This window comes from Arthrobacter sp. SRS-W-1-2016 (assembly GCF_002009585.1).
Lineage (GTDB): Bacteria > Actinomycetota > Actinomycetes > Actinomycetales > Micrococcaceae > Arthrobacter > Arthrobacter bambusae_A.
The window spans coordinates 59,884-82,932 of the sequence record NZ_MTPV01000076.1 but is presented as its reverse complement, the minus strand read 5'-3'; the positions used below and the strand labels follow the sequence as shown (position 1 = coordinate 82,932).

Sequence of the window (23,049 nt, the reverse complement as noted above, 5' to 3'; positions counted from 1 at the left end):
GGGGGGGGGTTTTTTTTTTAAAAACACCACCCCCCTTCTCTATATCATCTTTTCTTCCACCGCCCCCACACCGCCCCCCCCCCCCCCCCCCCCCGGGGGCCCCCCCCCGTGGGGGGGGCCCCCGCCGTCGTTTGTCGTATCCGGATGCCGTTTGAGAAGCTATGCCATCACGGGAATTGCCCTTCAGGGGCCCTCCAGGGCCTCCAGCACGGCCGAAAGGGCTACCAAGGCATCGTTGACCTCATCCAGCGTGCGACCGGCTTGCAGCGCTTCTCGCTCGACCGCCAGGACCACTTCGCAGCCATATCCGAAATCTTCGGTCATGACTTCGAGCAAAGAGCGGGCATCCACCGCTTGCTGGCCGGGCTTGCGGATCGTCACCGGCAGGCCAGTGGCCGTCACGGCCCGCACGAACACGGCGGCAGCCCGTGCATGGAGGCCGATCTTTGCGGCGACGATGGCTTTGTGCTCGGGCAAACCGGCTCCTTTGACTCGTACGGCCAGATGCCGACTGCGATTTTGATCCCTACAAGCCTAGCGCCGCCGCACCGTGTGTTGCGGACGGCTGGTCTAGACCTGCGAGTGGATTGGCCTACGCTTGTTTCATGAGTGATTTCTTTGCCGGGGTCCGCCGTGCCTGCTGAAGCAGCACGTATCGCGGGGGAGATCGACCGCAAGAGCGGCACTCCTATCTACGTTCAACTGCGCGAGATCCTGCGTAGCTACATCTCGGAGTCCTGCAAGCCCGGCGCGGCTTTGCCGTCGGAGCGGGACCTCTCTGAACGCTTCGGACTCGCGAGGATGACGGTACGGCAGGCCATTGATGCCCTCGTCGGCGAGGAAGTCATTGAACGGGTGGTTGGACTGGGAACTTTCGTCCGCAAACCCAAGCTGGACCTGCAAGTGAAGCTCACCTCGTACAGCGAGGAAATGCAGCGCCGTGGCATGGTTCCGGCTGCCAAGGTCCTGAGCTTTGAGCAAATCGCCGCCAGTGCCTTCCTGGCGAGGGAACTCCAGTTGGAGGAAGGCACGCCGCTGGTCCGTTTCCGGAGGCTCCTCCTCGCGGACAACGAACCCATGAGCGTGGACGAGAACTTCATCCCTGCCCACCGCGTGCCAGGTCTTTTGGACGAGGCGCCTCCCACGTCCCTGTACAACGTGCTGAGTGAAAAGTACGGACTGGTGATGGAGTGGGGAGAGGACATGATCGAAGCAACCGCAGCTTCGCCATCCACAGCGCGGCTACTGAACGTGGATGTCGGTACTCCGCTGCTCAAGATCCAGCGCCACGCATTCGTGGCCCGTGCCATGGTGGACTACTCCGTATCGTACTACCGTGCTGACCGCTACAAGTTGTGGGTTCCGTTGCAGCGGCCGGGCGTCCGGTCCACGAGAAGCCAATCCACGGGCTACCGCACCCACTAGCTCGAAGCCAGGGGTACACCGCCCGGATGCAGCACAACGAGTGAGGGCCCCGTCCGCATGGACGGGGCCCTCACTCGTTGCTATCTGCGGGCGCTAGTGGCTAAGGCTCTTGTGCTCTTCGCTGGATTCGATGGCCTCATGGTGGCCGTGTCCGTGCGCTGCTTCGAGCTCGGCCGGCGTTGCCGGGGCAACACGGTCTTCGAAGAACCACTTGGACAGTGCCGCGCGGCGCTTCTCCTTCGGAGTGACGACGCCGTGCTCGTTCGGCTGGGCCGCCAACGGGGACGGCGACTCGAAGCCCACAAGCTTGTATTGCTTGTAGTCGTCCAGCGGGGCGTGCACCTCGATGAACTCACCGTGCGGCAGGCGCACGATGCGACCCGTTTCGCGGCCGTGCAAGGCAATTTCACGGTCCTTGCGCTGCAGTGCGAGGGCCACGCGCTTTGTCACCATGAACGCAATGATCGGGCCAATGAAGAAGAGGGTGCGCAACCAGTACGTGACATCGTTCAGTGCGACGTGGAAGTGCGTTGCGATGAGGTCGGAGCCGGCCGCTGCCCACATGACGCAGTACCAGGTAAAGCCTGCGACACCAATCGCGGTGCGGGTAGGCGCGTTGCGAGGACGGTCCAGGACGTGGTGCTCACGGTTGTCCTTGGTGATCCAGCGCTCAATCCACGGGTACGTGAAAAGCACCGTGAAAATGATGCCTGCCGGAACCAATGCGGGCAACAGCACATTCAGCGTCAGCACATGGCCGAAGATGATGTATTCGAAGTGGAAGTCGTTGACCACGCCGGGCATGAGTCGCAGGGCACCGTCGACGAAGCCGATGTACCAGTCAGGCTGGGTACCGGCAGACACGGGGGAGGGGTCGTACGGCCCGTAGTTCCAGATCGGGTTGATGGTGAACATCGCAGCCATGAGGGCGACGACACCGAACACGATGAAGAAGAAGCCACCTGCCTTGGCCGCATAAACGGGTCCCAGGGGGTAACCGACGACGTTGCCGTCGTTGCGGCCCGGGCCAGGGTACTGCGTGTGCTTGTGCACAACCACCATGAAGAGGTGGATGACGATCATCAGGAGAATCATCGCCGGCACCAGCAGGATATGCAGCACGTACAGGCGGCCGATGATCGCCGTACCGGGGAATTCACCCCCGAAGAGGAAGAACGAGATATACGTGCCGATCACCGGGATCGACTTGATGACACCGTCGATGATTCGCAGGCCGTTACCGGACAGCAGGTCATCGGGGAGCGAGTATCCCGTGAAGCCTTCAGCCATGGCGAGGATGAGCAGGACGCCGCCCACCACCCAGTTCATTTCACGGGGCTTCCGGAAAGCGCCCGTGAAGAAGACACGCAGCATGTGCACACCAAGGGACGCCACGAACAGCAGGGCCGCCCAGTGGTGGACCTGGCGGAAGAACAAGCCACCGCGGACGTCGAACGAGATGTTCAACGACGAGTTGTACGCGACGGACATTTCGACATTTGTCAGCGGGGTGTAAGAACCCGAATAGTGGGTCTCAGCCATCGACGGGTCGAAGAAGAACGTCAGGAACGTACCCGACATCAGGAGGATGACGAAGGAATACAGCGCCACCTCACCGAACATGAAGGACCAGTGGTCGGGGAAGACCTTCCGGCCGAATTCACGCAGGATTCCGGATCCGCCGACGCGCTCGTCAACGAAGTCCGTGATCCGGCCAACCTTGGTTTTAGGTACGAAGGGGACTTCAGCTGTTGATGAGGCGCTCATGCTCGTCACGCTCCCAGTAACTCGGTCCTACAGGTTGTTTGAAATCGCTCGTGGCTACGAGGTAGCCCTCAGCGTCCACCGCGATGGGCAGCTGGGGGAGCGGACGGCTGGCGGGGCCGAAGATAACCTTGCATTCCTTGGTGAGGTCGAAGGTTGACTGGTGGCACGGGCACAGCAGGTGGTGGGTTTGCTGCTCATAAAGGGCAACGGGGCAACCGACGTGGGTGCAGATCTTGGAGTAGGCAACGATTCCGTTGTAGCTCCAGGTTTCGCGGCCCTTGGAAATCGTCAAGTCCTCCGGGTTCAGGCGCATCAGCAAAACGACGGCTTTGGCCTTCGCGTTGAGCTTGCCTTCCTGGAGTTCGTTGAGGCCTTCCGGGATCACGTGGAACGCAGAACCGATGGTCACGTCGGACGCCTTGATCGGAGTTCCATCGGGGTCGCGGGTGAGGCGCTTGAGCTTGCCGTCCTGGGGTGCCCACATGGTGTGTGCGAGCTTGTCGTCCGGACGGGGTCCAAGGTCACCGAACACGGCCAAGGCCGGGAGGGGAGCCAGGGCCACAGCACCCAAAAGGGTGTTGCGGATCAGCGGGCGACGCTTGATGCCGGTTTCCTCGACGATGTCCTCGACGATCCGCACGGCTGCCTGCCGGTCCTCCTCGGTACGGATGGCGTGGCGTTCTTCCGATACCTCGTGGTCCGGCATGAGGGCCTTGGCCCAGTGCACGATACCGGTGCCGATGCCGAGCATCGCAAATGCGGTGCCAAGGCCAAGCAACAGGTTTTGGTTGCGGATCGTTGCGATCGATCCATCGGTGTGCAGATCGATGGCAAAGTACGACACCAGGAAGATCACCGTGCCGATGACAGAGATGCCAAAGAGTATGGCTACCTGTCGTTCGGCTCGCTTAGCGGCTCTCGGATCCGTGTCAGCCAGGCGCAAACGGTGCGGAGGGAGCCCAGGATCCTGGAACTTCTCCACATCATTCTGACCAGCCGTAGCTACGGTGCCCGAGTGGTTCGGACTGCCGTCACTATGGTTGCCCATAATTCGCCTCATCCTTCTCTCGTTGTCCCGGCCTTAACCGGGTTAATGTTCAATTCAAACTGCTGTGGGGACAGCAGAAGTTCTTAGTGCGTCCGGGCTATGACGTGCGGGACGTCAGCCAGATGGTGAAGGCGATGATGACGCCGAGGCCTGCGACCCAGACGAAGAGACCTTCGGAAACCGGACCCAGGGATCCGAGGTCGTTTCCGCCCGGCGACCCGTTGGCTTCGATCGTCTTCAGGAAGGTGATGATGTCGCGCTTGCCCTCAGGAGAGATGTTGGCGTCGTTGAAGACGGGCATGTTCTGCGGACCAGTGGCCATGGCTTCGTAGATGTGCTGTCCCGAAACCCCGGCCAACGCCGGAGCGAACTTTCCACGGGTCAAGGCACCGCCGGCTGCGGCAGCGTTGTGGCACATAGCGCAGTTGACGCGGAAGAGCTCGCCACCCTTCGCGGCGTCACCCTTTTCGTCGAGCAGCGATGCGTCGGGAATTGCCGGACCAGCACCCAGCGAGGCGACGTAAGCCGCGAGCTGCTGAGTCTGCTGGTCGTTGAACTGCCTTGGCTTTTCCTGGGCCTGGGGTCCGTTCATCTGCATGGGCATACGGCCGGTGCCAACCTGGAAGTCAACTGCAGCAGCACCCACGCCGACCAGCGACGGAGCGTCCTTGGTTCCGCTTGCGCCCATGCCGTGGCAGGTGGCGCAGTTTGCGGCGAAGAGCTTGCCGCCCTCCTGGGCGTCGCTGGCGCTGAAGGTAGTGGTGTCTGCCTTCGCCTGGTTGACCGTTGTGGCAACGGCGTAAAGCCCACCAGTGACGAGGAGTCCCAGCAACAGCAGCGCAATTGCTGCCAGTGGATGACGTCGCTTCTGCGAGAGTGCCTTCACGTGGTGGTTCCTTTATTCGATCCTGCGTCGGCTCCGTGAGCCGCTTCTTTAAAATTCATCCTCTTGTGGAACAAGAGTCGGTGCCGGGCTACTTCAGGACGTAGATGACCAGGAAGAGGCCGATCCACACAACATCCACGAAGTGCCAATAGTACGAGGTGACGATTGCCGAGGTCGCTTCAAAGTGTCCGAACTTCTTGGCGGCGTATGCGCGGCCAATGATGAACAGGAAGGCGATGAGGCCGCCGATGACGTGCAGGCCGTGGAAGCCGGTAGTCATGTAGAAAGCGGAACCGTAGGCGTTGGCGGAGAGCGTAACGTGCTCGGACACAAGCATGGCGTATTCCGTGCTCTGGCCGGCAACGAAGATGGCGCCCATGATGAACGTCAGGAGGAACCATTCGTTCATGCCCCAGCGGGTGAACTGCAGCACACCGCCTCGACGGCGCGGTTCAAGTCGCTCGGCGGCGAAGACGCCCATCTGGCAAGTGAAGGAACTTGACACAAGGACGATCGTGTTTACAAGCGCAAACGGGAAGTTGAGCTTGCCGGTTTCGTCCGCCCACAACGCGCCTGACGTGGAACGCAGCGTGAAGTACATGGCGAAGAGACCGGCGAAGAACATCAACTCACTGGAAAGCCACACAACGGTTCCAACGGAAACCAAATTGGGGCGATTCAGCGTCGGGTGCGCCGGGGTACTGGGGGCATGGGTCGCAGATGTCACAAGGACATTATGTCTGTAAAAGTCCGGACTTCCCAATGCGAACCGCCATTTGGGGAGACTTTTTCTACAAACACGCGAATTCGCGCGGAAAAGTTCCCGACCTCCTTCGCATTGGTCACGGAGCACGGTGGATCGCTAGCATCAAGTGGTGACTTCACAGGCATCTGCACAGCAGGCAAGCAACTCGTGGCCCGGACTCATCTCTGCCTTGATCAACGGGCATGACCTCACGGTCGAGAACACGGCATGGGCCATGAACACGATCATGTCCGGGGAGGCCGCCCCGTCCCAGATCGCCGGTTTCCTGGTTGCCCTGCGCGCCAAGGGCGAAACCGTGGAGGAAGTCACCGGACTGGTCGAGGCGATGCTGTCCAACGCCAAAGCCGTGAGCATCCCGGGCGAAAAGCTGGACATTGTGGGCACCGGCGGCGATCGACTCAACACGGTCAACATCTCGACGATGGCTGCCCTTGTGGCGGCCGGCGCGGGAGCGCGGGTCGTAAAGCACGGGAACCGCGCCGCATCGTCGTCGTCGGGCTCCGCCGATGTCCTGGAAGCCTTGGGCGTGAGGCTTGACTTGCCGATCGAGCGCGTCGCCCGCAACGCCGAAGAGGCAGGGATCACTTTTTGCTTCGCCCAGGTATTCCACCCGTCCTTCCGGCATACCGGTGTTGTACGGGCTGAACTTGGCGTTCCCACCGCCTTCAATTTCCTGGGTCCGATGACCAACCCCGCCCATGTCCAGGCTTCAGCCGTGGGTGTTGCCAACGCCACCATGGCTCCGCTGATTGCCGGCGTCTTGGCACGCCGGGGGAGCCGGGGTTTGGTTTTCCGCGGGGAAGACGGCCTCGATGAACTCACCACCACAGGTCCGTCCACGGTGTGGGAAATCCGCAACGGGCAGGTCACCGAACAGCGGTTCTCGCCGTCAGATCTTGGGATTGCTCCGGCGACCGTCGCCGATCTTCGAGGCGGCAACGCCGCGGAGAATGCCGCCGTCGTGCGCGAAGTGCTTGGCGGGAAGGCAGGTCCGGTCCGGGATGCCGTCTTGCTCAACGCTGCCGCAGGCTTGGTGGCCTACGAGACTGCTGCCGACGGCCCCTTCCTGGACCGCATGAAATCGGCCTGGCTGCGCGCTGCGGAGTCCGTCGACTCGGGAGCAGCTGCCCGGGTCCTCGGCACGTGGGTAGGGCTCACCCAAAGGTAGGCGCCGGGCTGCCGGCGGTTACTGCTCGAAGCCCAGCGAGAACGCGGCGTCCAGATCGTGCTGCGAGTAGGCGCGGAAGGCAATGTGCGTGGTGGTGTGAACCACTGCGGGGACCTTGGAGAGCTTGTCGGCGATGACATCCGCCAATTCCTCATGCTTCGCCACGCGCGCCACGGCAATAAGGTCCCATTCCCCGGTGACGGAGTAGACCTCGCTGATCCCCTGGATGGCGGAGATCTCCTCGGCCGTCTCCGGGATGCGTGAAGCGTCGGTCTTGATCAGGACAAAAGCGGTGATCACTGGGGCGGCCTTTCCGAAGTGCGGCGATGGACGTAGCAAGCCTAGTACATCGGCGGGCGCTCAGGACTGGCGGCTCCGCCGACGGACCCGCACTACCAGGGCGATCACAGCGCGGTAGCCGAGCAGCAGGATCGCCAAGCTGATGAGGGCGACGATAATGAAGGCGATCACCACGGTCTGCCCGGTGGCCGCACGCAGGAGCATGCCCCCGGCCACGGTTCCAATCCACACGGCGACGCCGGCCGGCCAGGTCTGGAACGGTGCCCGCCAGACCCTCGCGGCGAGCCAGCCGATCGCCGCACCGGCAAGGAAGGGCCAGGCCGTGGAAAAGACCCCTGTCAGGACGTCGGCGCGTTGGTGCGCGTCGCGGCCGATGGCCGCGAAAACAAGGATGAGAATGGCGTCGGCCAATCCGGCGATGAGGGCAGTGCGGACCAGGGTCGATTTTGCGGCAGGCATGGAAACGACCATATCCCGCAGCGAAGCCGAACTCGAACTGAAGGCCCTCCGCATGCCGGCAGGCTCTTGAACCGGAATTGAGTACCGCGGAAGATGTGGCCACCACACGTGAATCGACCCGCAATCCCCGGAGGTACACCATGAGGTTGATCCACGTTGTCCGGCGAGCCAGCGACCTCGACCGGGCAGCGGCGTTTTACTTGGCGTACCGATCTCCGGCCCGTTGTTGAAGAACTCCGCGCCTTCGGGACAAGGATCGTCCAGGAACCGGGACAGCCGCCGTCGGGCGCGGTAATTTTGGGCTGTGGATGGGCGCAGCCGGCGCTGTTAGCATGACGAAAAGGTAGCTGATCGTGCTGCCCTGAACACTGAGGAGCCATGTAATGACCACGAACCTCAACCCGTACATCAGCTTTCGGGACAACGCCAAGGAGGCCATGGCCTTCTACCAGTCGGTCTTCGGAGGCGAGCTGACCCAAAGCACCTTCGCCGAGTTCCACGCGAGCGAAGACCCCGCCGAGGGCGACAAGATCATGCACTCCGCGCTCAAAACAGACAACGGATTGCAGCTCATGGCCGCAGACACCCCCAACAGCATGGATTACAGTCCGGGAAACAACATCTCGGTGTCGCTCAGCGGTGACGACGAAGCAGAACTTCGCGGCTATTGGAACGGACTGGCCGACGGCGGCACGATCACCGTTCCACTGGAGAAGGCGCCGTGGGGCGACATCTTCGGGATGTTGACGGATAAGTTCGGCATTGCCTGGCTGGTCAACGTTTCGGGCGAGCAGCCTCAGTAGCAAGAAAACAGAAAGCGCCCTCCGCCACGCATTGCGAGGCGGAGGGCGCTCTGTCTTCCGGCTATCCGACCGGGTTGGTTGTCTGGCAGGTCTGGTCTTGAGCGGTCTGGGCAACCACATCGTTGGGCTTGGGGGCCGGAAGTGTCGGCTTGTCCCCGGTGGCGAAGTCCTGCCCGGCGTAGAGCTGCACTCCCTGGACACTCGCTACCTGCTGCACGCTCGTCGCGGGCAACCCGAACATCGCGGCGACGTCCGCTGCAACATCGGCAAAGCCCGCACCGTAGTAGACCATTGTCTGTGGCCTGGCATCGGCTTGGATCCTGGCCAGTTTCGTGAAGCCTCCGGCGGAGAGAATCGATCCGATCTCCTGGCTCCTGCCGGTCACGCCTGTTCCATTGGCGACGGTGATCGGTTGAAGGGCCTTGTCGTAACCGGCTTTCGACGTTGCAGTGGATGGAGCCGGGGACGCCGCGGCGCTTGGTGCGGGCTGGCTGAGATCGGGGCTCTTCGTCAGGGCAGCGAAGAAGTTGCTCGCCGCCGGTTGGTCGAGGTCGAGCCGGTTGGGATCGGACGCGGCCGGGACGTTGGGCACCGTGATGAAGTTGACCTTGGCCGGGTCAATATTCTTGAGCCTGCCCGCGATGGTCAACAGGGCCGGAACCGAGGCGAGTCCGTCATCGACGGTGAGGTTCTTCGTGACTGTGTCGGCGATGCTGAGCATCTTCTGGGGGTTGCCGAGCGTTCCGTCAGCCTTGAGCTTCCGCACGAGGGAACCGAGGAACGATTGCTGCGCCTTGATCCGTCCGAGGTCCCCGCCGTCGGAAAATGCATGGCGCGTGCGCAGGAACGCAAGTGCCTGGTCACCTTCCACCTGCGAAGTGCCCTTAGGCAAATGCAGCCCGGAGTCGGGGTCGTTGACTGCAGTACTCACACAGACGTCGACGCCGCCGACGGCCTTGGACAGTTCGGTCACTGCATTGAAGTCGGCCATCATGAAGTGGTCAACCTCCAAACCCGTGAGCTTGTTGACGGTGTCAACAGCGCAGCCGATGCCGGCCTCGGCCATCGCACTGTTGATCATCGCATTTTGCCGTTCGGGGTATTGCTTGCCGGTCTTGTTGTCAGTGCAAGCCGGCACGTCGACCAACAAGTCGCGGGGGAAGCTGATCACATTGACATGGTTGTTGTCCGCGGAAATGTCCAGCAGCATCATGACGTCCGATTGGCCGTAGCCGGAGGACTGGTCTGTGGTGCCGAACTGCCCGTTCTTGCCGCTCCTGGTATCGGTACCCAGAACGAGGATTTGCAGGCGGTCCTTGCTGTCGTCAACCGGCCCTTCCGTCCTGATGCCACCAGCGCCGAGTGCGGACGACGAGATGTTGGCCTGAAGGCGCCATACCCAATACCCTCCAAACGCGATGACTGCGATCAGCAGGACAGCCACTGCGGCGCTGGTGATTTTGAACCAGCGGGGCGAACGACGAAAGCTGAACCGCCGGCTGCGGGCAGCCAGCTTTCCCTGGCCCGGATAGGCGACAGGGAGCGACTGGCCCGGCTCCGGGCTGGGTGCATCGTGGCGAGTGACCAAAAGGGGAACTACCTCTCCAGGGGAAATACGGACGGCCCTATTGTAGCCGGGGGCTCTGGGAAGGTTCCGTGAGGCCCGCGGTACACGGTCCAAATGCCGCGCGATGATTCAATAGGAACATGACTCTGAGCTCACTAGCGGCGTTCACCGGGTTGTGCGTGATCCTGGCCCTTACTCCAGGCCCTGACTCGTTCCTCGTCCTGAGGTACAGCCTGTCGAACGTCAAAGCCGGCCTCTCGGCCGGTCTCGGTTCCTCGTTGGGCAGCATCTTCTGGGCAGGGCTTGTCGGCATTGGACTGGCGGCCCTCCTGGAGCAGTCGGCCGAGGCGTACAGGGTGGTGAAGATCATCGGCGGCCTTTACTTGGTTTACCTGGGGGTCAGTGCCTTTATCCACAGCCGGCGCGGGCAACCAGCCCACCAGGAAGAGAACCACCCTTGGGCCGGCCCCACGCTGCGCTCGAGCTTCTTCGCAGGGCTTGTTTCGTGCATGCTGAACCCCAAGGTGGGCCTGTTTTTCCTCGCCGTGGTGCCGCAGTTCCTTCCTCCCGGGGAGGCGTCCCTTGGACTGACGATGATCCTCGGAGTGATCGACTTCGCTATTTCGATGCTTTACCTGGGAATCCTGTCTGTGGTGGCCACCAAGGCCGTTCTCTGGCTAAAGAAGCCATCTGTGACGAAAGCACTCGAACGGAGCTCCGCCGCGATCCTTACGGCCCTTGGCCTGGGGACCGCGGTTTCGGCGAACAGCTGAAAGAGAACAACGCACACCTGTGCATCATCGATTGCGATCGTCGCGCCCTTTCGGGAAGAGCACACGGTAGTCGCCGTTGCAGCCGCCAGGTCTGGCCGCGGCCAAGGCGGCCGGGGAGCAAGCTGACACCGCTGTCGCGGTGCGCCTGAAGGGCAAAGACCAAGGAGAGGAATACGGCGGTCAACGCCAGGTTGAGCGGGAGGGTGACCACCCGCCGTCGGTGTCAATGCTCGGCGGCGACGGCCGGAACGCTGCGATCAAACGCTGTCAGGAGCACCATCGATGCCCCGATGGCGACCAGGATCCAGGCCAAAGTATGGAAGCCTGCGTCGGTGGCCGACGGTCCGAAGGCGATGCCGATGACGCTGGAGGACCCGATCGCGCCCAGGTACATCGACGTCCGCAGCAATCCCGAGGCCACCGCGATCTCCGCGGCAGTCGTTTGCAGGTACAACGCCGCCTGATTGGCGAAACTGCTGAAGCCGTTGGTCAGGCCCAGCAGCAGGGTCATTCCGATGAGCAACGCAACGCTGGAGCCGTGGTTCACCAGCAGCATCACTCCTGCGGAGAGCGTCAAAGCGACACCGGCAAGGATCAAAGGCCAACGGACCCAGGCGCGGCCGGAGACGACCCGCGCTACGACGATGCTCAGCAGGCTCAGCGGGATCAGAATCAGACCCACGGTCGCGGCGTGCAGCCCCATGCTTTGTTCCATCCACTGGCTGGCGCCATACATCGATGTGTATGTAGCCAACGCGGCCAGGATCGAACGCAGGTACGTACGCTGCAGCGCTCGGTTCGCGCCCAGCATCCGGACGTCGATCAGCGGGCTGCGTGCCTGGCGTTCCCGCACCAGCAGCGCTCCCGCCAGCACCACGGCCAGCGCGGCAAGCCACCAGGCCGGCGTCGTGAGCGCCGAAAGGAACACCAGCAGCGAGACGATTGCACCGGCGAAGAGGGCTATCCCGGGCAGGTCCAGCATGGTGAGCAGGCTGCCCAAGCCCTGTTTGCGGACCGGCGCGTCCTTGGCCACTCCGAGCAAAGTGAAAGTGAATGCCAGGAGGGCCAGCGGTATGTTGACCGCGAACAATGCCCGCCAGCCGAACGCGCCCGCCAGTACCCCGCCCAGAGGCAGGCCGACGACGGCGGTCACTTGGGCCGCGATCGAAAAGTTGCCCAGGACGCGGCCCGGTACGCCGATGCCGGACTCGTCGGCCCGCCGGCGGACGAGCGCCATCGCCGTCGGGTAGCACGCTGAGGTCCCGACGCCGATGAGTGCCCGTGAAATGAGCAGCACCCCGAGATTCGGGGCAAGCACTCCGACAACTCCGGCCGCCAGAAGGATAGCCACGCCGGAGAGGAAGACCCGCCTGGGCCCAAAGACGACGGAGAGTTTCCCCATGGTCGGTTGGGCCACCGCGCTGCACAGATACAAGACGGATATGAGCCCGGCGGTGGCTCCCGGACTTGAGCGAAAGTCTGCCCCGATGCCGACCAGCGCGGTGGCGATCATCGAACTGTTGATCGGGTTCAGGGTGGAGCCAAGCAGCAGCGGTGCCGTGAACCTCCAGCCCAGCGGGTTCGAGTGCCGTTGCCCTTGTTCGGAAGCCGGAGCACCGGCCGGGTTCCGCGGCTGGTTGGCCACGTCAGCGGACGGACTCGATGCTGGGGCGGGGTCCCGCGCTGTCACGACCGGGAGGCTTTGAGCACGTCCAGGATTTCTTGGGTCGTTCCGGTCTCGCCCAGCCGGGGGAATATCGTCGTGAGGGAGTTCTCGTGGGCGTTCATGTTCATATCGGTCATAGCGTCCAGGGCCAAGGTGACATTGAGGCCGGATTCGTGGGCGCTCCGCGCGGTGGATTCCACGCCAATGCTTGTGGCAACACCGGTCAGCACAACGTGGGTGACACCGAGGTCCTCCAGGAGTTCGCCAAGGCCAGTGTTGGTGAAGGCGCCCCATGTCTTCTTCGTCACAAGGTGATCGCTTGGGTGCTGGTTCAGTTCAGGCAGCAGCTCGGCGAAATCGGCGGGGAACTCCCTTCCCGCGGTGCTGCCTTGATCTGTCCGGCCCGGCGCGCCGCCGGTGACATTTACCAGCACCACGGGCAGTCCGTGGCTGCGGAAGGCATCAGCCAGGGCTGCGGAATTCTGCACAATCGGCTCGAGCGGGTGGGCTTTCGGGGAGGCAACAATACCCCGCTGAAGGTCAATAACGATCAGGGCTGTCTGTGGGTCCAACGTGGTGATGGTCATGTGTATCACGGCTCCAAAAGGCGTTTGAGTAGGTGAACGGCGCCGGGCAATTGTTCCCGCTCGTCCGGCGTGAGTTTGGACAGGATGGTGCGGTAAAGCCAATCGGCTTTGGCCGCCCGGCTGGCGCTGATGCTCTCACGGGCCTCGGCTGTCAAGGACAGGATCCGCTGACGGCCATCGGCCGGATCAGGTCCACTCTCAACGAGTCCCGCGCTGGAAAGGGCGGAAATGATAGCCCCCATGGATTGGGGACGCATTCCCTCGGCTCGGGCCAGCGCGGACAACGTGGCCCGGCCGTCCCGCTCCAAGTGGATCAGCACGGCCTTTTGCGCATTCGTCAGGTTGTCCACTTGGGACTGCTCACGCAGCCGTCGGGTCAACTGGCCAATGAGGACACGAAGCTCGGCGGCAGCTTCGAGCGTTCCTGCCGCGTCCGCATCCGGGGTGGGGTTCATAACAACGACGCTACCAGATAGTAAGGCAAACTGAAAAGGTAACCTTACTATTTTTTTGGCCGGGCCTGGATTGCTTATGAGGGCTCGGCAATCTCCACGGCTTCGCCACTGACGACGATCCCGCCCTGGGACGGAATGTCGACGGTAAGGACGCTCGGGCGGCCGACGTGGCTGCCTTGATGGACAATGACCCGGCTTGGCGTCTCCACGAGCGAAAGCAGCCGGAGGTATGCGCCGAAAGCCGCGGCGGCTGACCCTGTCGCGGGATCCTCAGCGATGGTTCCTACTGGGAACAGGTTGCGCGAGTCGAACTCGCCGCGACCGATCTCGCAGAGCGTCGTGACGGTGCCGGCCCAACCCTTGGCATCCATCAGCGCGCGCATGGCATCCGGGTCGAAAGCGAAGGAGTCGAAGGTGCTGCGTTCGGCGAAGACGAGAATGGGGTGCCAGTTTCCTGCAAAGGCGACCATCGGAGGGTAGCCCGGGTGCAATTCGCCTTGGCCCACGCCGAGCAATCCGAGCAGGGAGTCCAGAACGCCGTCGGCGAACTCGGCGATTCGCGGCTCCACGCTCGTGAAGCTTGCTGTCACAGTAGCGCCGCGTAACGCCGTCCCGATCACCACTGGCCCAACCGCCGTATCGAACACAAAGGTTCCCGCACCGTCGCGTCCTGACAGCGCGACAGCCAAAGCGATGGTCGCGTGGCCGCAAAACGGTACCTCGGCGATGGGGGAGAAGTACCGCACACGGTTTCGGCGGGTGTCCCCGTCAACGGCGATCTCGGTGACAAAGACCGTTTCCGCGTAACCGATGTCAGAAGCGATGGCCTGCATCCCGGCGTCGTCGAGGCTCCTTGCGTCGAGGACGACTCCCGCCGGATTTCCGCCGTCGGGCGTGGCGGTAAAGGCGGCATAGCGGAGTACATCCGGTGTCTGTTCCATCCGGTTATCGTCGCACGGAGTCGGCGTCGTTCGACGGCGGTACCCGGACAAGGGCGTTGACACTTGGGACAATGAGGGCAAGTAGCGTGGGTCCGGAAGGGGTCCGCGACCGTTGTTCGACGGGGTGAAACGACATGAGGTTGACGACGACGACAAACGTCTCGGTGGACGGCGTGATGCAGGGCTTGGGGGGAGCCGACGAAGATCGCAGAGGCGGCTTTGACCGCGGGGGATGGGCGATCCCGCTTCTCGATTCAGAAACGGGGGACTACCTCAGCCAGGTTTACGGCGCTGCGTCCGCGTTCCTCTTCGGGCGGCGCACGTACGAGATCTTCGCCCCTTATTGGGGAGCGATGATCGATCCGAGCACCAACCCGATCGCGGCCGCGTTGAACAGCCGACCCAAGTACGTGGTGTCTTCCAGCCTCACCGACCCGCAATGGTCGGGCACCACGGTCCTGGCCGGCGACCTCGCCACAACGATCGCTGAGCTGAAAGCGGATCACGACGGCGAGCTGCTGGTCCCGGGCAGCGGCGTCCTGGTCCGATGGCTACTCGCCAACAACCTGGTGGACCAGCTCGATTTGCTCACTTATCCCGTGGTCGTCGGCCAGGGCACACGGTTGTTCCCTGAAACCGGTCCGGACCTCGCACTCGAGCTGGTCAACTCGCGGACGACATCCCGTGGCATCACCATCCAGACTTACCGACCGGCCGGGCGTCCGGGATACGCAACGTCCACGGCGGAACCGGAGGATGTGTTCTGAGGCAGCTGCCGTGCAACAACCGTTCCGACGTGAATATGGACTCCAAACGTGCGCGGTTTGGAACCTGGTGGGGGAGGAGCCCGTGATGGACGGGCGGCGCCCCCGCAGGGCATCCCGCCTGGAGGCATGCTAAAGCTGAAACGAGCGGCTGCTATTTGGTTTTGAAGCGGAGGGTGTCCCCTCCGCTCGTCCAGGTCAGAGTGTCTTGGACGAACGACATTTCAATGGGGCGACTTAGGAATTGCGTGACCCATTGCTCCTGCGCAGAAGACTCGCCGGCGCAGCCCATTGCCCCCGCTGCGAGTTTGCCGAGTGTGAGGGTGTTTCCTGTGATCGTCGCCGGTCCACTGATCGGATTGCAAGGGGTTTTCGCCGCGAATTGAAGCACCCCGTTGACGGAATACAGTTCCACCCTCAACCCGCCTGCCGCCACCCACGGCAGGTTGACGCCGTTGGATGTCCCCAAAATGCTGACGAATTGCGAACATGGCGCGGACGGCAGGAATGGCTTACATGTCGCCAGGGGAGGCGTGGCAACGTTCGGGGTGGGCGTTGCGACGTCAGTCCCTGACTTGCCCACCGGACCGGATGCACAAGAAGTCATTAGCAGGCCGGAAAATAGCAGCCAAAAACTGATTTGCCACAATCGTGAATGCTTCATCGAACCCCCTGAAGATTGAAGCTGATCGGAGCGTATACGTGGGCGGAGGGCTTTGTCACTGGATTTTGTTGGCAGCTTGGTTGCGACTGTGCGCTTGGGAGAAGCGGGGGTCTACGCGCCCGGAACCGGGGGGGTATCAACAACGGGTCCTAATCTGCAAATTCCGCAACCGAATCACTTCTACTTTACATAATGTAGATTATCGGCGTTAAAACAACGGGAATGGAATCGGTTCCAAGAACTTGTGAGTTGTTGAGATCGCTGCCGTCCGCCGGACTTCCGCAGGAACCGAACTGCCCGCGGCATGGCCAACACACGGAGCCAACAACCCGGATGAGACGAATCGAGCCGGATGTCGTCTCATCCAATCTGTCAGTTCCGACGTCGCGACTGATAACTGCATTGAGAACAGACAAGAATTCCCGATCCTTGATCGAACCGGCGCTTTCCGCTGGCGATGCAACCGTCTTCGGACAACAGCTCACAACCCGTCTTTAGCAAGTTGTTCACCACCACGGCGCACGGCTCGGAACTTGTGCGAACGCGCCAAACTCACACCCGTGGCCCTCATCGGCCGAATCCCTTGGCTACTCCCCCGGACCAAACTCACAAAAACCACAGGTACTCACACCGCCGGGTTACCGTGATCGAGGCCGCTTTGGCCACGGCTTCCGCGAAGGACATGGACTTCCTGCCCGCCATGCCGACTACCGGAAACACCAGCCTGATGTCCTTGGCAATATGAAAAAAGTCCGCGCAAATCCAGGGGTTCAACTGTCAAATTTTTGACAGTTGAAGGCTCTGAAAAATGTCTCCTTCAAAAACCGACAGCTGAAACCAAACCCTTCTCTCGGACTGCGATTAGTCCGGCTCTCTACATACAGGACCACCCGAAGCGTGGTCATCGCGTCTATGGGCGCGGTTGAAGAGAAGGGGATATAAGTGAGCCAAAGAAGATTCGAACGAGGCCCCGGCAACCCGCCGGGACGGGCAAGGAACTGGCGGGCGTTCTACAAGACCGGCGCCCTGGCAGCCGCCGGCGCACTGACCCTGTCCGCCGTCGGGACCGGTGGCATTTTGACTGTGCCTGCCGCGCACGCCGCAACTGACCTGCCGGGCATGCACCAATCGGGCATCACCGTCAAGGCTCCGCCGGCCAGGGCGTTTGGGGATTGGTCGATGTGGCTGGGATCCCTGAACTTGAACGGAGCCGCCGGAGGTCCCACGGCGTTCTGCTTCGACGTCGGCATCCCGGCCGGCCCGGCCGGATCCGGGGCGGTGGGCTCCCTGGGTAACCCGCAACTCAACTACGCGATCCAGAAATACCAGGGTGACCCTGCCAACCACCCCGCACTGGCTTATCTCGCTCACCAAGAAGCCGACCCGAAGTTCAACGCGCCGTGGAACGGCAACGGGGCTCCCTACGCTAATCTCCGGGACTCATCTGATCCGCAGATGCCCGCCGTCCGCGCACAGTCCGCCGCGATGCTGGCCGACGCCCGGGCCAATTCCGGTCCGTATTCCGCCCAACCAAAACTCTCGGTGGACGCTAGCGGTCGCGGCGGGACAGTGACCTCGACGGAACTGGTTTCCGCGGTCGGAAACAAGCTGAGCGGCTTCCCGGCCCGCGCTGTTCTGAACGGCCCTGCGGTGTGGTCAGGAACGAACTCCCAGGCAGTCAACCTCGGTACCGGAGATCAACTCAGCTTCGCGGCTACCGGAAACGGAACAGTGTCCGTCACACTGACAATCGACGCACCCGGGGTGTCAGCCACAACCTATTCGGTGCCCGGGTTCCAGAACCTTCTCGTTGCCGGCGGGGCCCGACCCGTCGCGGGAACGTCGGCCGATGCCAAAGTGATCATCGATTTTCAGCCCATAGCGAGCTCGACCGCTCGCCGATATGCGGAGGGCGGCCAGCCCCTGGTGGACGTCCTGCACGTGAACACGTCCACGGGAAACACCAATGACTGGGCGTTCGTGGACGGCGGTAGCGTACCGGCCCGCTTCGACGTCGACTGGTACTACAGCCAGGTCAAACTCACCCCGGCCGCCCAAGTCCCTTCCACCGCGGTGAAGGTTGCCTCCGGGACGGGCACTGCGACGGGACCCGGCGACATCACGGTGACCGCTGACAAAACGGCGGACAAGGCCGGCTATTACTACCCGGTGGCCCGCTTCTCCAAGGCGGCCCAGCCCGCGGAACTGCAGCAGTACTTCCGTGCTGATTGGACGGCAGGCTTCAACGACCCGAACGAGGAGACGATCCAGAAATACCAGCCCGAGGTCGCGACCAAGGCATCGATCATTGAAAACGGCAAGGTCCACGACGTCGTCACCGTGACCGGCAACGAGCCCGGAAAAGAACTCTCCGTGACAACGGATCTGGTCCTGACCTCCGCCTCCCCGGTTGCCGGCGGCACCGACGCCGCCCCGGCCGATGCCGAGGTCATCGGTACCGTGACGACGAAGGTCACCGGCAACGGCGAATTCAGGACCGCCGCCGTCGAGGTTCCATGGGAAAAGATCGTCGTCGAGAAGTGGGCCAAAGGCCAGACAGCCAACCTGTACTTCTCCGAGAAGATCAACCCTACCGAGTCCACCATGGCATGGGACGGCAAGGAACTGCTGCCCAACGAAACCGTCCCGGTCGAGAAACCTTCGATTGTCACCAAAGCCTCCGAGAACGGCACCGTGCCGCTCGTGGCTCACGACATCGGAATGATCTCGGGCACCATCCCTTCCGGCACCGGCATCAAAGTCACCACCAAAGTGAACCAGTACAAATTCGACGATTCGACCGACGGATCCGCCCAGGCCGTCTGCGCCAACCCCACCTGGACCTCCACGGACCAGGACGTCACTACAACGGGTGAAATCACCTACCCGGGCCACACCATCGCCCACAAAGGCACCTACGGGTACGTCGAGGAGCTCAATCTGACCATCGACAAAGGCCAAGGCAAGGGACCATTCACAGCGCAGCTGCACAAGGGCAACTGCGGCGAAAAGAACGAGACCATCATCGCCCTCCCCGAAACAGTCACCGTTACACCGAACAAGCCGGCCCTTATGATCAACACCGGCTTTGCGCCGACGTCTGCACCGGAGGCCGGGCCGAACGGGCCGCTGCTGACCGCAGGCGCCAGCACTCTCGCACTGGCTCTCCTCGCAGGAGCTGGGCTGTTCTACCGCAGGCGCTTCGATAACCGAGGAGCGAAAACACCTGACGAGTACCCGGACGAACACCCCGAGTAACACCCCTTGGCGGGCCCCGCCAAATTGACGCGGGGCACCCCGATCCAGCCACCCAGGCTGATCACCGGGTGCCCCGCCTAACAACCAAGGAAATTCCGATGATTCAAACCCGCAACCATTCCCGCACCCGCCGGAACCGGGTTGCACTGACAGCCGTGGCTTCGTTTGGCGTGGCCGGAGCCACCGCAGGCGTCCTGGCTTTCACAGCGCCGCCCGCTCCCCCGCCGGCTCAACCGATACCTGTCCTGTCGGCGTTTACTTCCGCCGAACCGGACACCTACATTGGCCCGGCTGCGATCCCCAGCCTTCGTCCTGGCACGCTCTCCATCCCGGGCGTGGACCTCGAAGTAGGGCTCGTAGACGAAGGCCGTGACGATTCCGGCTACCTGGTGGTCCCGGATGCTTCCAAAGCCGCCCGCTACATAGGGTCCGCCGCTGGGTGTGCCACGAAGGGCTCGACCCTGCTGGCCGGGCACGTCAACTTCCGGGATGGGTCGTTGGCGCCGATGGCTTCCCTCGCACACGTGACCAAGGGCATGCCCCTCTACCTATCCGACAAGGCCGGCGTGACGTGCCGGTACAAGATCGTCGGGCTCGAATCGCTGGCCAAAACGTCCTTGCCCGCAGATGCCTTTGCCACCGAGGGCCCACACCTACTGAGGGTCGTCACGTGTGATCTTGCCAGCCCCTTCGTGCCAATGGACGGGCAAGCCCAGTTCGCCAACAACACCGTGGTCACCGCAGTCCCCTGGCCATGACCCACCACTCCAGTCCAGAACGAGATGGCCCTGTCACGCAGGGATGTCCTCACAGGAATGCATATTTCGGGACGCGTAGCTCCTCGTCCGAGAGTTCTTGGGCCTCGCCTTGTTCCAGACAAGCGATTCCAACGCCTCGCGAACCCCGGGCAGGGCAAGGGCGTTGACGGGGGAAATTCCGTGGAGGCGGCCCCAGAGGTAGCCGCGTTCGCTGCAGACGAAGTCCACGAGCGCCCTCTTGTGGCCCCTGGGCACGCAGCTCAACACCCTGTTCGTTTCCAACCGGGAGAGCGCGGGCCCCGGCTCTGGTCCGAAGGAGATCTCCTCAAGGTGTTGGGACGCCCGTTGTTCGATCACCTGCAGGCCGTGCTCGGCGACGTCGCGATCCCAGCCGGCACGGACAAGCAACGCCCTCAGTTCCTGCCAGAGAGGCGATGAACCGGCGGGCATGGGCGTCATAGCCAGGGGAATCGGGGGCCACTCGCACTCCTGTCCATACACCGATACCAGCGGCGTCCCCTCCCCCAGATCCTGGTTCTTCTTCAGATGCGCCCACACGCCGTCCCGCACATCCCGCTCCGAGAGCCAGTGGCGTTGGGTGACCGTCCAGGTTCGCAGCCCATTGCGGACCACCGTAAGAAGCCAGGCACAGGCCGGGACGTCCGCAGGGATTCCGCTGTCGCAAAGAACTTCCGTGGCGTAGAACAGGGCGTCCTCGGGGGCAATCGAGGGGAACTCGTGCTGGAAACCGGACAACAGCGCCGGAAGAAACGAGCCGAACAGCTCGCTGGTCGACGGGCCGTCCCGGCCCTCTCGCTGCCATCTTTCCACCAGGTCCCTCAGAAGGGCGTCCCGTTCGTCTGGCGTCGAAAACCGGCTACGGACTCCGGGACTCACGCTGCAACGCCCCACTGCTTAGCAACATCGCTCATTAGTTCCGCGGCGGCGTGGAACTGGGCGGCCAGCCGGCGTCGTCGTGCGGGATGCGCCTCGGGCAGCCGCTGCACTACAAGCTCCGAGGCCCCCATATTCCGGATGGAGTCCATGAGCTCCCGCAGGTGCAGTTCAGCCAGCACGGCCGCGTCGGAAGGACCGTGATCCACGCCCAAAGCGCCGACATCCGCCAGGAAGCCCTCGACATCGAAGACTCCCGCGTTGGAATCGGAGTCGGATTCAGGGCTGGAATCAGCGTGGACCAGTTCGCCTGCGATCACATTGATTGGTACAACGCGGGCACTCGGGCGTCTTTTGCCGTCCAGCGACAGTGTCACAGGCGGTAGCGTTCCACCTTCTGCGATTCCCTTCGCGAGCAGGGTCTTTACTGTCCCGTGGGATATGCCAAGGACGGGGGCGATGGCACGCAACGACAAATTTCCGGCCGCAAGCTCCATGGCGACATTGACCCGGGCGCTGCCTCCCAGACGTGGAAGGACCAGCCGCTCAGCCTCCACCAACTCGGCCCACGTACTCAGCCCAAAGGCCTTCCACGCCTGTGCCTCATACAGCTCCAAAGCAAGCTTCACCACTTGGCCAACCAGTCGGTCAAGAACACCCACCTGGCGGTCCAGCTCGGCCAAGCGGAGCCGCAGCCGGTTCACCTTGACCCGCGCAACCCCGACATCCAGCTCCCGTTGCATACCTGCGCACCTCCCCAAAAGTACTTAGGACCACTTTGCCTGCCGTCCAGCCGCTAGGTGAGCGGACAAAGTGGGCTGTTGTTAGAACTAGTAGTTCGTCGCCTCAAATTGTGACGCAGAACGCTTGGGAATCCCCGGAAACAGCCGATGCCCCTCAAAACGTCCACATATCCACGCTGTGCCATTGTCAACGGCATCTTCGTCGCCAACAATGAAGCATGCCGGTCTACGTCAGGTCCCTGGAAACTGCAGTTCCGCCCACCGTGCTTGTGCAACCACAAGCACGCGACGTTTTCGCTTCCCAACCCGGCCTGACGCGGCTTGGATCCCGATTGGTGCGAACCTGCTTCGATTCAGCAGCGATCGATACCCGCTTCACTGCCGTCTCCGAATTGTCCCTTGATAATCATTCCGAGAATCCATCGTTCTTCGACCCCGCCACGGGGCGTGTCCTTAGCCCCAGCACCAAGGTGCGCAATGAAATTTTTGCCGTCGAAGCCACCAAATTGTTTATTGAGGCTGCCAAAGCCGCTGTAGGGAAATGTCCGGATATCGATTTGCTTGACATAACTCATGTCATAACTGTTTCCTGCACAGGATTTTTCAATCCCGGCCCCGACTACAAAGTGGTCCGGGCCCTCGGGCTCAGTCCGGCCGTGCAGCGCTACCATCTTGGCTTCATGGGTTGCTATGCCGCGTTCCCTGCCCTCCGGGCGGCCCGGCAGTTTTGCCAGGCCGATCCTTCCGCCGTGGTCCTGGTCATCTGCGTGGAGCTTTGCTCGCTCCATGTCCGGACCTCGAATGATCCGGACACCATCATGGGGTCGGCGATCTTCGCGGACGGTGCGGCGGCTGCCGTCGTGGCTTCCCGCGAACCTGAGGGGCCGGACCCGGCGATCAGGCTGGATCATTTCGAGACCGTCCTGACGCCCGTCGGCGAAGAAGCCATGGCCTGGAACATTGGCGACGAAGGCTTCGAAATGGTTCTCGGCACGTATGTGCCCCACATCATCGAGGAACACATCACCGGCGCGCTTGAGCCGCTGTTTGCGCAGGACCCTTCCCTGGCCGGACTCCCCTACCGGGATATCAGGCATTGGGCCATCCATCCCGGCGGCCGCAGCATCCTCGACAAAGTCGAGTCGAAACTTGAACTCACCGAAGAACAGATGATTCCCGCGCGTGAAGTCCTTCGCGACTACGGCAACATGAGCAGCGCCACCGTGCTCTTCGTCCTGAAGCACATCCTCGAACAGGCTCCGGCACAGCGGGAGGAGCGCATCTGTTCCATGGCATTCGGCCCCGGCCTCACCGTGGAGACAGGGCTGTTCACCCGGGTTTCCCCGGATCTCTGATG

Annotated in this window: 23 protein-coding genes; 8 read left to right on the top strand and 15 right to left on the bottom strand. The window is 62.5% G+C overall.

Annotation, left to right across the window (positions count from 1 at the left end; translation table 11 throughout):
• Positions 1–183: 183 nt before the first annotated feature.
• Positions 184–477: an HPr family phosphocarrier protein gene (locus tag BMF89_RS20790; RefSeq protein WP_078108938.1), complete on the bottom strand. Its 294-nt coding sequence runs from the start codon at positions 475–477 to the stop codon at positions 184–186.
• A gap of 156 nt (positions 478–633) precedes the next feature.
• Here BMF89_RS20790 and BMF89_RS20785 point away from each other — a divergent pair, with 156 nt between their 5' ends.
• Positions 634–1,425 (top strand): GntR family transcriptional regulator, encoded by a 792-nt coding sequence (locus tag BMF89_RS20785; protein WP_078108937.1) that lies wholly within the window; start codon positions 634–636, stop codon positions 1,423–1,425.
• A gap of 93 nt (positions 1,426–1,518) precedes the next feature.
• On the opposite strand, the gene BMF89_RS20780 is transcribed toward BMF89_RS20785, so the two are convergent.
• The 4 genes from BMF89_RS20780 to BMF89_RS20765 all read right to left on the bottom strand — a co-directional run bounded on the left by BMF89_RS20780 (position 1,519) and on the right by BMF89_RS20765 (position 5,853).
• Complete coding sequence (locus BMF89_RS20780; protein ID WP_078108936.1) at positions 1,519–3,192, bottom strand: cytochrome bc complex cytochrome b subunit; 1,674 nt, start codon at positions 3,190–3,192, stop codon at positions 1,519–1,521.
• Positions 3,170–4,240, bottom strand: a complete 1,071-nt coding sequence (locus tag BMF89_RS20775) for a Rieske 2Fe-2S domain-containing protein (RefSeq protein ID WP_078108935.1) — start codon at positions 4,238–4,240, stop codon at positions 3,170–3,172. Before BMF89_RS20775 ends, BMF89_RS20780 begins: the two co-directional genes overlap by 23 nt.
• Before the next feature lie 97 nt (positions 4,241–4,337).
• Complete coding sequence (locus tag BMF89_RS20770; RefSeq protein WP_078108934.1) at positions 4,338–5,126, bottom strand: c-type cytochrome; 789 nt, start codon at positions 5,124–5,126, stop codon at positions 4,338–4,340.
• 88 nt (positions 5,127–5,214) lie between these two features.
• Complete coding sequence (locus tag BMF89_RS20765) at positions 5,215–5,853, bottom strand: heme-copper oxidase subunit III (protein WP_078108933.1); 639 nt, start codon at positions 5,851–5,853, stop codon at positions 5,215–5,217.
• Positions 5,854–6,001: 148 nt separating this feature from the next.
• On the opposite strand from BMF89_RS20765, the gene trpD reads away from it, so the two are divergent.
• Positions 6,002–7,060 carry an anthranilate phosphoribosyltransferase gene (gene trpD, locus BMF89_RS20760; RefSeq protein WP_078108945.1) on the top strand — a complete coding sequence of 353 codons (1,059 nt, stop codon included), beginning with the start codon at positions 6,002–6,004 and terminating at the stop codon, positions 7,058–7,060.
• An 18-nt stretch (positions 7,061–7,078) separates the two neighbouring features.
• Here trpD and BMF89_RS20755 read toward each other — a convergent pair whose 3' ends face one another.
• Both BMF89_RS20755 and BMF89_RS20750 read right to left on the bottom strand, forming a co-directional pair.
• Positions 7,079–7,360, bottom strand: a complete 282-nt coding sequence (locus BMF89_RS20755) for an Lrp/AsnC ligand binding domain-containing protein (protein ID WP_078108932.1) — start codon at positions 7,358–7,360, stop codon at positions 7,079–7,081.
• Positions 7,361–7,420: 60 nt separating this feature from the next.
• Positions 7,421–7,819, bottom strand: coding sequence for a DUF3054 domain-containing protein (locus tag BMF89_RS20750; protein ID WP_078108944.1), 399 nt, complete (start codon positions 7,817–7,819; stop codon positions 7,421–7,423).
• 383 nt (positions 7,820–8,202) lie between these two features.
• On the opposite strand from BMF89_RS20750, the gene BMF89_RS20745 reads away from it, so the two are divergent.
• On the top strand, positions 8,203–8,622 hold the full coding sequence (locus BMF89_RS20745) for a VOC family protein (protein ID WP_078108931.1): 420 nt from the start codon (positions 8,203–8,205) through the stop codon (positions 8,620–8,622).
• 61 nt (positions 8,623–8,683) lie between these two features.
• On the opposite strand, the gene BMF89_RS20740 is transcribed toward BMF89_RS20745, so the two are convergent.
• Positions 8,684–10,210 carry an LCP family protein gene (locus BMF89_RS20740; protein WP_078108930.1) on the bottom strand — a complete coding sequence of 509 codons (1,527 nt, stop codon included), beginning with the start codon at positions 10,208–10,210 and terminating at the stop codon, positions 8,684–8,686.
• A gap of 119 nt (positions 10,211–10,329) precedes the next feature.
• Here BMF89_RS20740 and BMF89_RS20735 point away from each other — a divergent pair, with 119 nt between their 5' ends.
• Entirely contained in the window at positions 10,330–10,962 is a 633-nt protein-coding gene (locus tag BMF89_RS20735; RefSeq protein ID WP_078108929.1) for a LysE family translocator, read from the top strand.
• Between the two features lie 223 nt (positions 10,963–11,185).
• On the opposite strand, the gene BMF89_RS20730 is transcribed toward BMF89_RS20735, so the two are convergent.
• From BMF89_RS20730 to BMF89_RS20715, 4 genes are all read right to left on the bottom strand, one after another.
• Positions 11,186–12,652, bottom strand: coding sequence for an MFS transporter (locus BMF89_RS20730; RefSeq protein ID WP_216353865.1), 1,467 nt, complete (start codon positions 12,650–12,652; stop codon positions 11,186–11,188).
• Positions 12,649–13,215, bottom strand: a complete 567-nt coding sequence (locus tag BMF89_RS20725; protein ID WP_078108928.1) for an isochorismatase family cysteine hydrolase — start codon at positions 13,213–13,215, stop codon at positions 12,649–12,651. Before BMF89_RS20725 ends, BMF89_RS20730 begins: the two co-directional genes overlap by 4 nt.
• 5 nt (positions 13,216–13,220) lie before the next feature.
• On the bottom strand, positions 13,221–13,670 hold the full coding sequence (locus BMF89_RS20720) for a MarR family transcriptional regulator (protein WP_078108927.1): 450 nt from the start codon (positions 13,668–13,670) through the stop codon (positions 13,221–13,223).
• A 74-nt stretch (positions 13,671–13,744) separates the two neighbouring features.
• Entirely contained in the window at positions 13,745–14,611 is an 867-nt protein-coding gene (locus BMF89_RS20715; protein WP_078108926.1) for a PhzF family phenazine biosynthesis isomerase, read from the bottom strand.
• Between the two features lie 134 nt (positions 14,612–14,745).
• Between BMF89_RS20715 and BMF89_RS20710 the strand changes: the two genes are divergently transcribed.
• Positions 14,746–15,378, top strand: a complete 633-nt coding sequence (locus tag BMF89_RS20710; RefSeq protein ID WP_078108925.1) for a dihydrofolate reductase family protein — start codon at positions 14,746–14,748, stop codon at positions 15,376–15,378.
• Positions 15,379–15,529: 151 nt separating this feature from the next.
• Here BMF89_RS20710 and BMF89_RS22540 read toward each other — a convergent pair whose 3' ends face one another.
• Positions 15,530–16,039 carry an META domain-containing protein gene (locus tag BMF89_RS22540; RefSeq protein ID WP_253190924.1) on the bottom strand — a complete coding sequence of 170 codons (510 nt, stop codon included), beginning with the start codon at positions 16,037–16,039 and terminating at the stop codon, positions 15,530–15,532.
• 942 nt (positions 16,040–16,981) lie between these two features.
• On the opposite strand from BMF89_RS22540, the gene BMF89_RS20700 reads away from it, so the two are divergent.
• The gene (locus tag BMF89_RS20700) at positions 16,982–19,297 is read left to right on the top strand and encodes a hypothetical protein (RefSeq protein WP_078108923.1); all 2,316 of its coding nucleotides are present in this window, start codon (positions 16,982–16,984) and stop codon (positions 19,295–19,297) included.
• 98 nt (positions 19,298–19,395) lie between these two features.
• Positions 19,396–20,055, top strand: a complete 660-nt coding sequence (locus BMF89_RS20695) for a class F sortase (protein WP_078108922.1) — start codon at positions 19,396–19,398, stop codon at positions 20,053–20,055.
• 33 nt (positions 20,056–20,088) lie between these two features.
• On the opposite strand, the gene BMF89_RS20690 is transcribed toward BMF89_RS20695, so the two are convergent.
• Both BMF89_RS20690 and BMF89_RS20685 read right to left on the bottom strand, forming a co-directional pair.
• On the bottom strand, positions 20,089–20,886 hold the full coding sequence (locus BMF89_RS20690) for a hypothetical protein (RefSeq protein ID WP_139359768.1): 798 nt from the start codon (positions 20,884–20,886) through the stop codon (positions 20,089–20,091).
• Positions 20,887–20,948: 62 nt separating this feature from the next.
• Entirely contained in the window at positions 20,949–21,692 is a 744-nt protein-coding gene (locus BMF89_RS20685; RefSeq protein ID WP_078108920.1) for a hypothetical protein, read from the bottom strand.
• A gap of 218 nt (positions 21,693–21,910) precedes the next feature.
• On the opposite strand from BMF89_RS20685, the gene BMF89_RS20680 reads away from it, so the two are divergent.
• Positions 21,911–23,047, top strand: a complete 1,137-nt coding sequence (locus tag BMF89_RS20680) for a type III polyketide synthase (protein ID WP_078108919.1) — start codon at positions 21,911–21,913, stop codon at positions 23,045–23,047.
• Positions 23,048–23,049 lie beyond the last annotated feature (2 nt).

Bases quoted from the DNA above. Each gene is read 5' to 3' on its own strand.
- BMF89_RS20780 (WP_078108936.1), bottom strand. From the start codon at position 3,192: ATGAGCGCCTCATCAACAGCTGAAGTCCCCTTCGTACCTAAAACCAAG.
- BMF89_RS20775 (WP_078108935.1), bottom strand. From the start codon at position 4,240: ATGGGCAACCATAGTGACGGCAGTCCGAACCACTCGGGCACCGTAGCT.
- BMF89_RS20750 (WP_078108944.1), bottom strand. From the start codon at position 7,819: ATGCCTGCCGCAAAATCGACCCTGGTCCGCACTGCCCTCATCGCCGGA.
- BMF89_RS20745 (WP_078108931.1), top strand. From the start codon at position 8,203: ATGACCACGAACCTCAACCCGTACATCAGCTTTCGGGACAACGCCAAG.
- BMF89_RS20735 (WP_078108929.1), top strand. From the start codon at position 10,330: ATGACTCTGAGCTCACTAGCGGCGTTCACCGGGTTGTGCGTGATCCTG.
- BMF89_RS20725 (WP_078108928.1), bottom strand. From the start codon at position 13,215: ATGACCATCACCACGTTGGACCCACAGACAGCCCTGATCGTTATTGAC.
- BMF89_RS20720 (WP_078108927.1), bottom strand. From the start codon at position 13,670: ATGAACCCCACCCCGGATGCGGACGCGGCAGGAACGCTCGAAGCTGCC.
- BMF89_RS20715 (WP_078108926.1), bottom strand. From the start codon at position 14,611: ATGGAACAGACACCGGATGTACTCCGCTATGCCGCCTTTACCGCCACG.
- BMF89_RS20710 (WP_078108925.1), top strand. From the start codon at position 14,746: ATGAGGTTGACGACGACGACAAACGTCTCGGTGGACGGCGTGATGCAG.
- BMF89_RS22540 (WP_253190924.1), bottom strand. From the start codon at position 16,039: ATGAAGCATTCACGATTGTGGCAAATCAGTTTTTGGCTGCTATTTTCC.
- BMF89_RS20695 (WP_078108922.1), top strand. From the start codon at position 19,396: ATGATTCAAACCCGCAACCATTCCCGCACCCGCCGGAACCGGGTTGCA.
- BMF89_RS20685 (WP_078108920.1), bottom strand. From the start codon at position 21,692: ATGCAACGGGAGCTGGATGTCGGGGTTGCGCGGGTCAAGGTGAACCGG.
- BMF89_RS20680 (WP_078108919.1), top strand. From the start codon at position 21,911: ATGCCGGTCTACGTCAGGTCCCTGGAAACTGCAGTTCCGCCCACCGTG.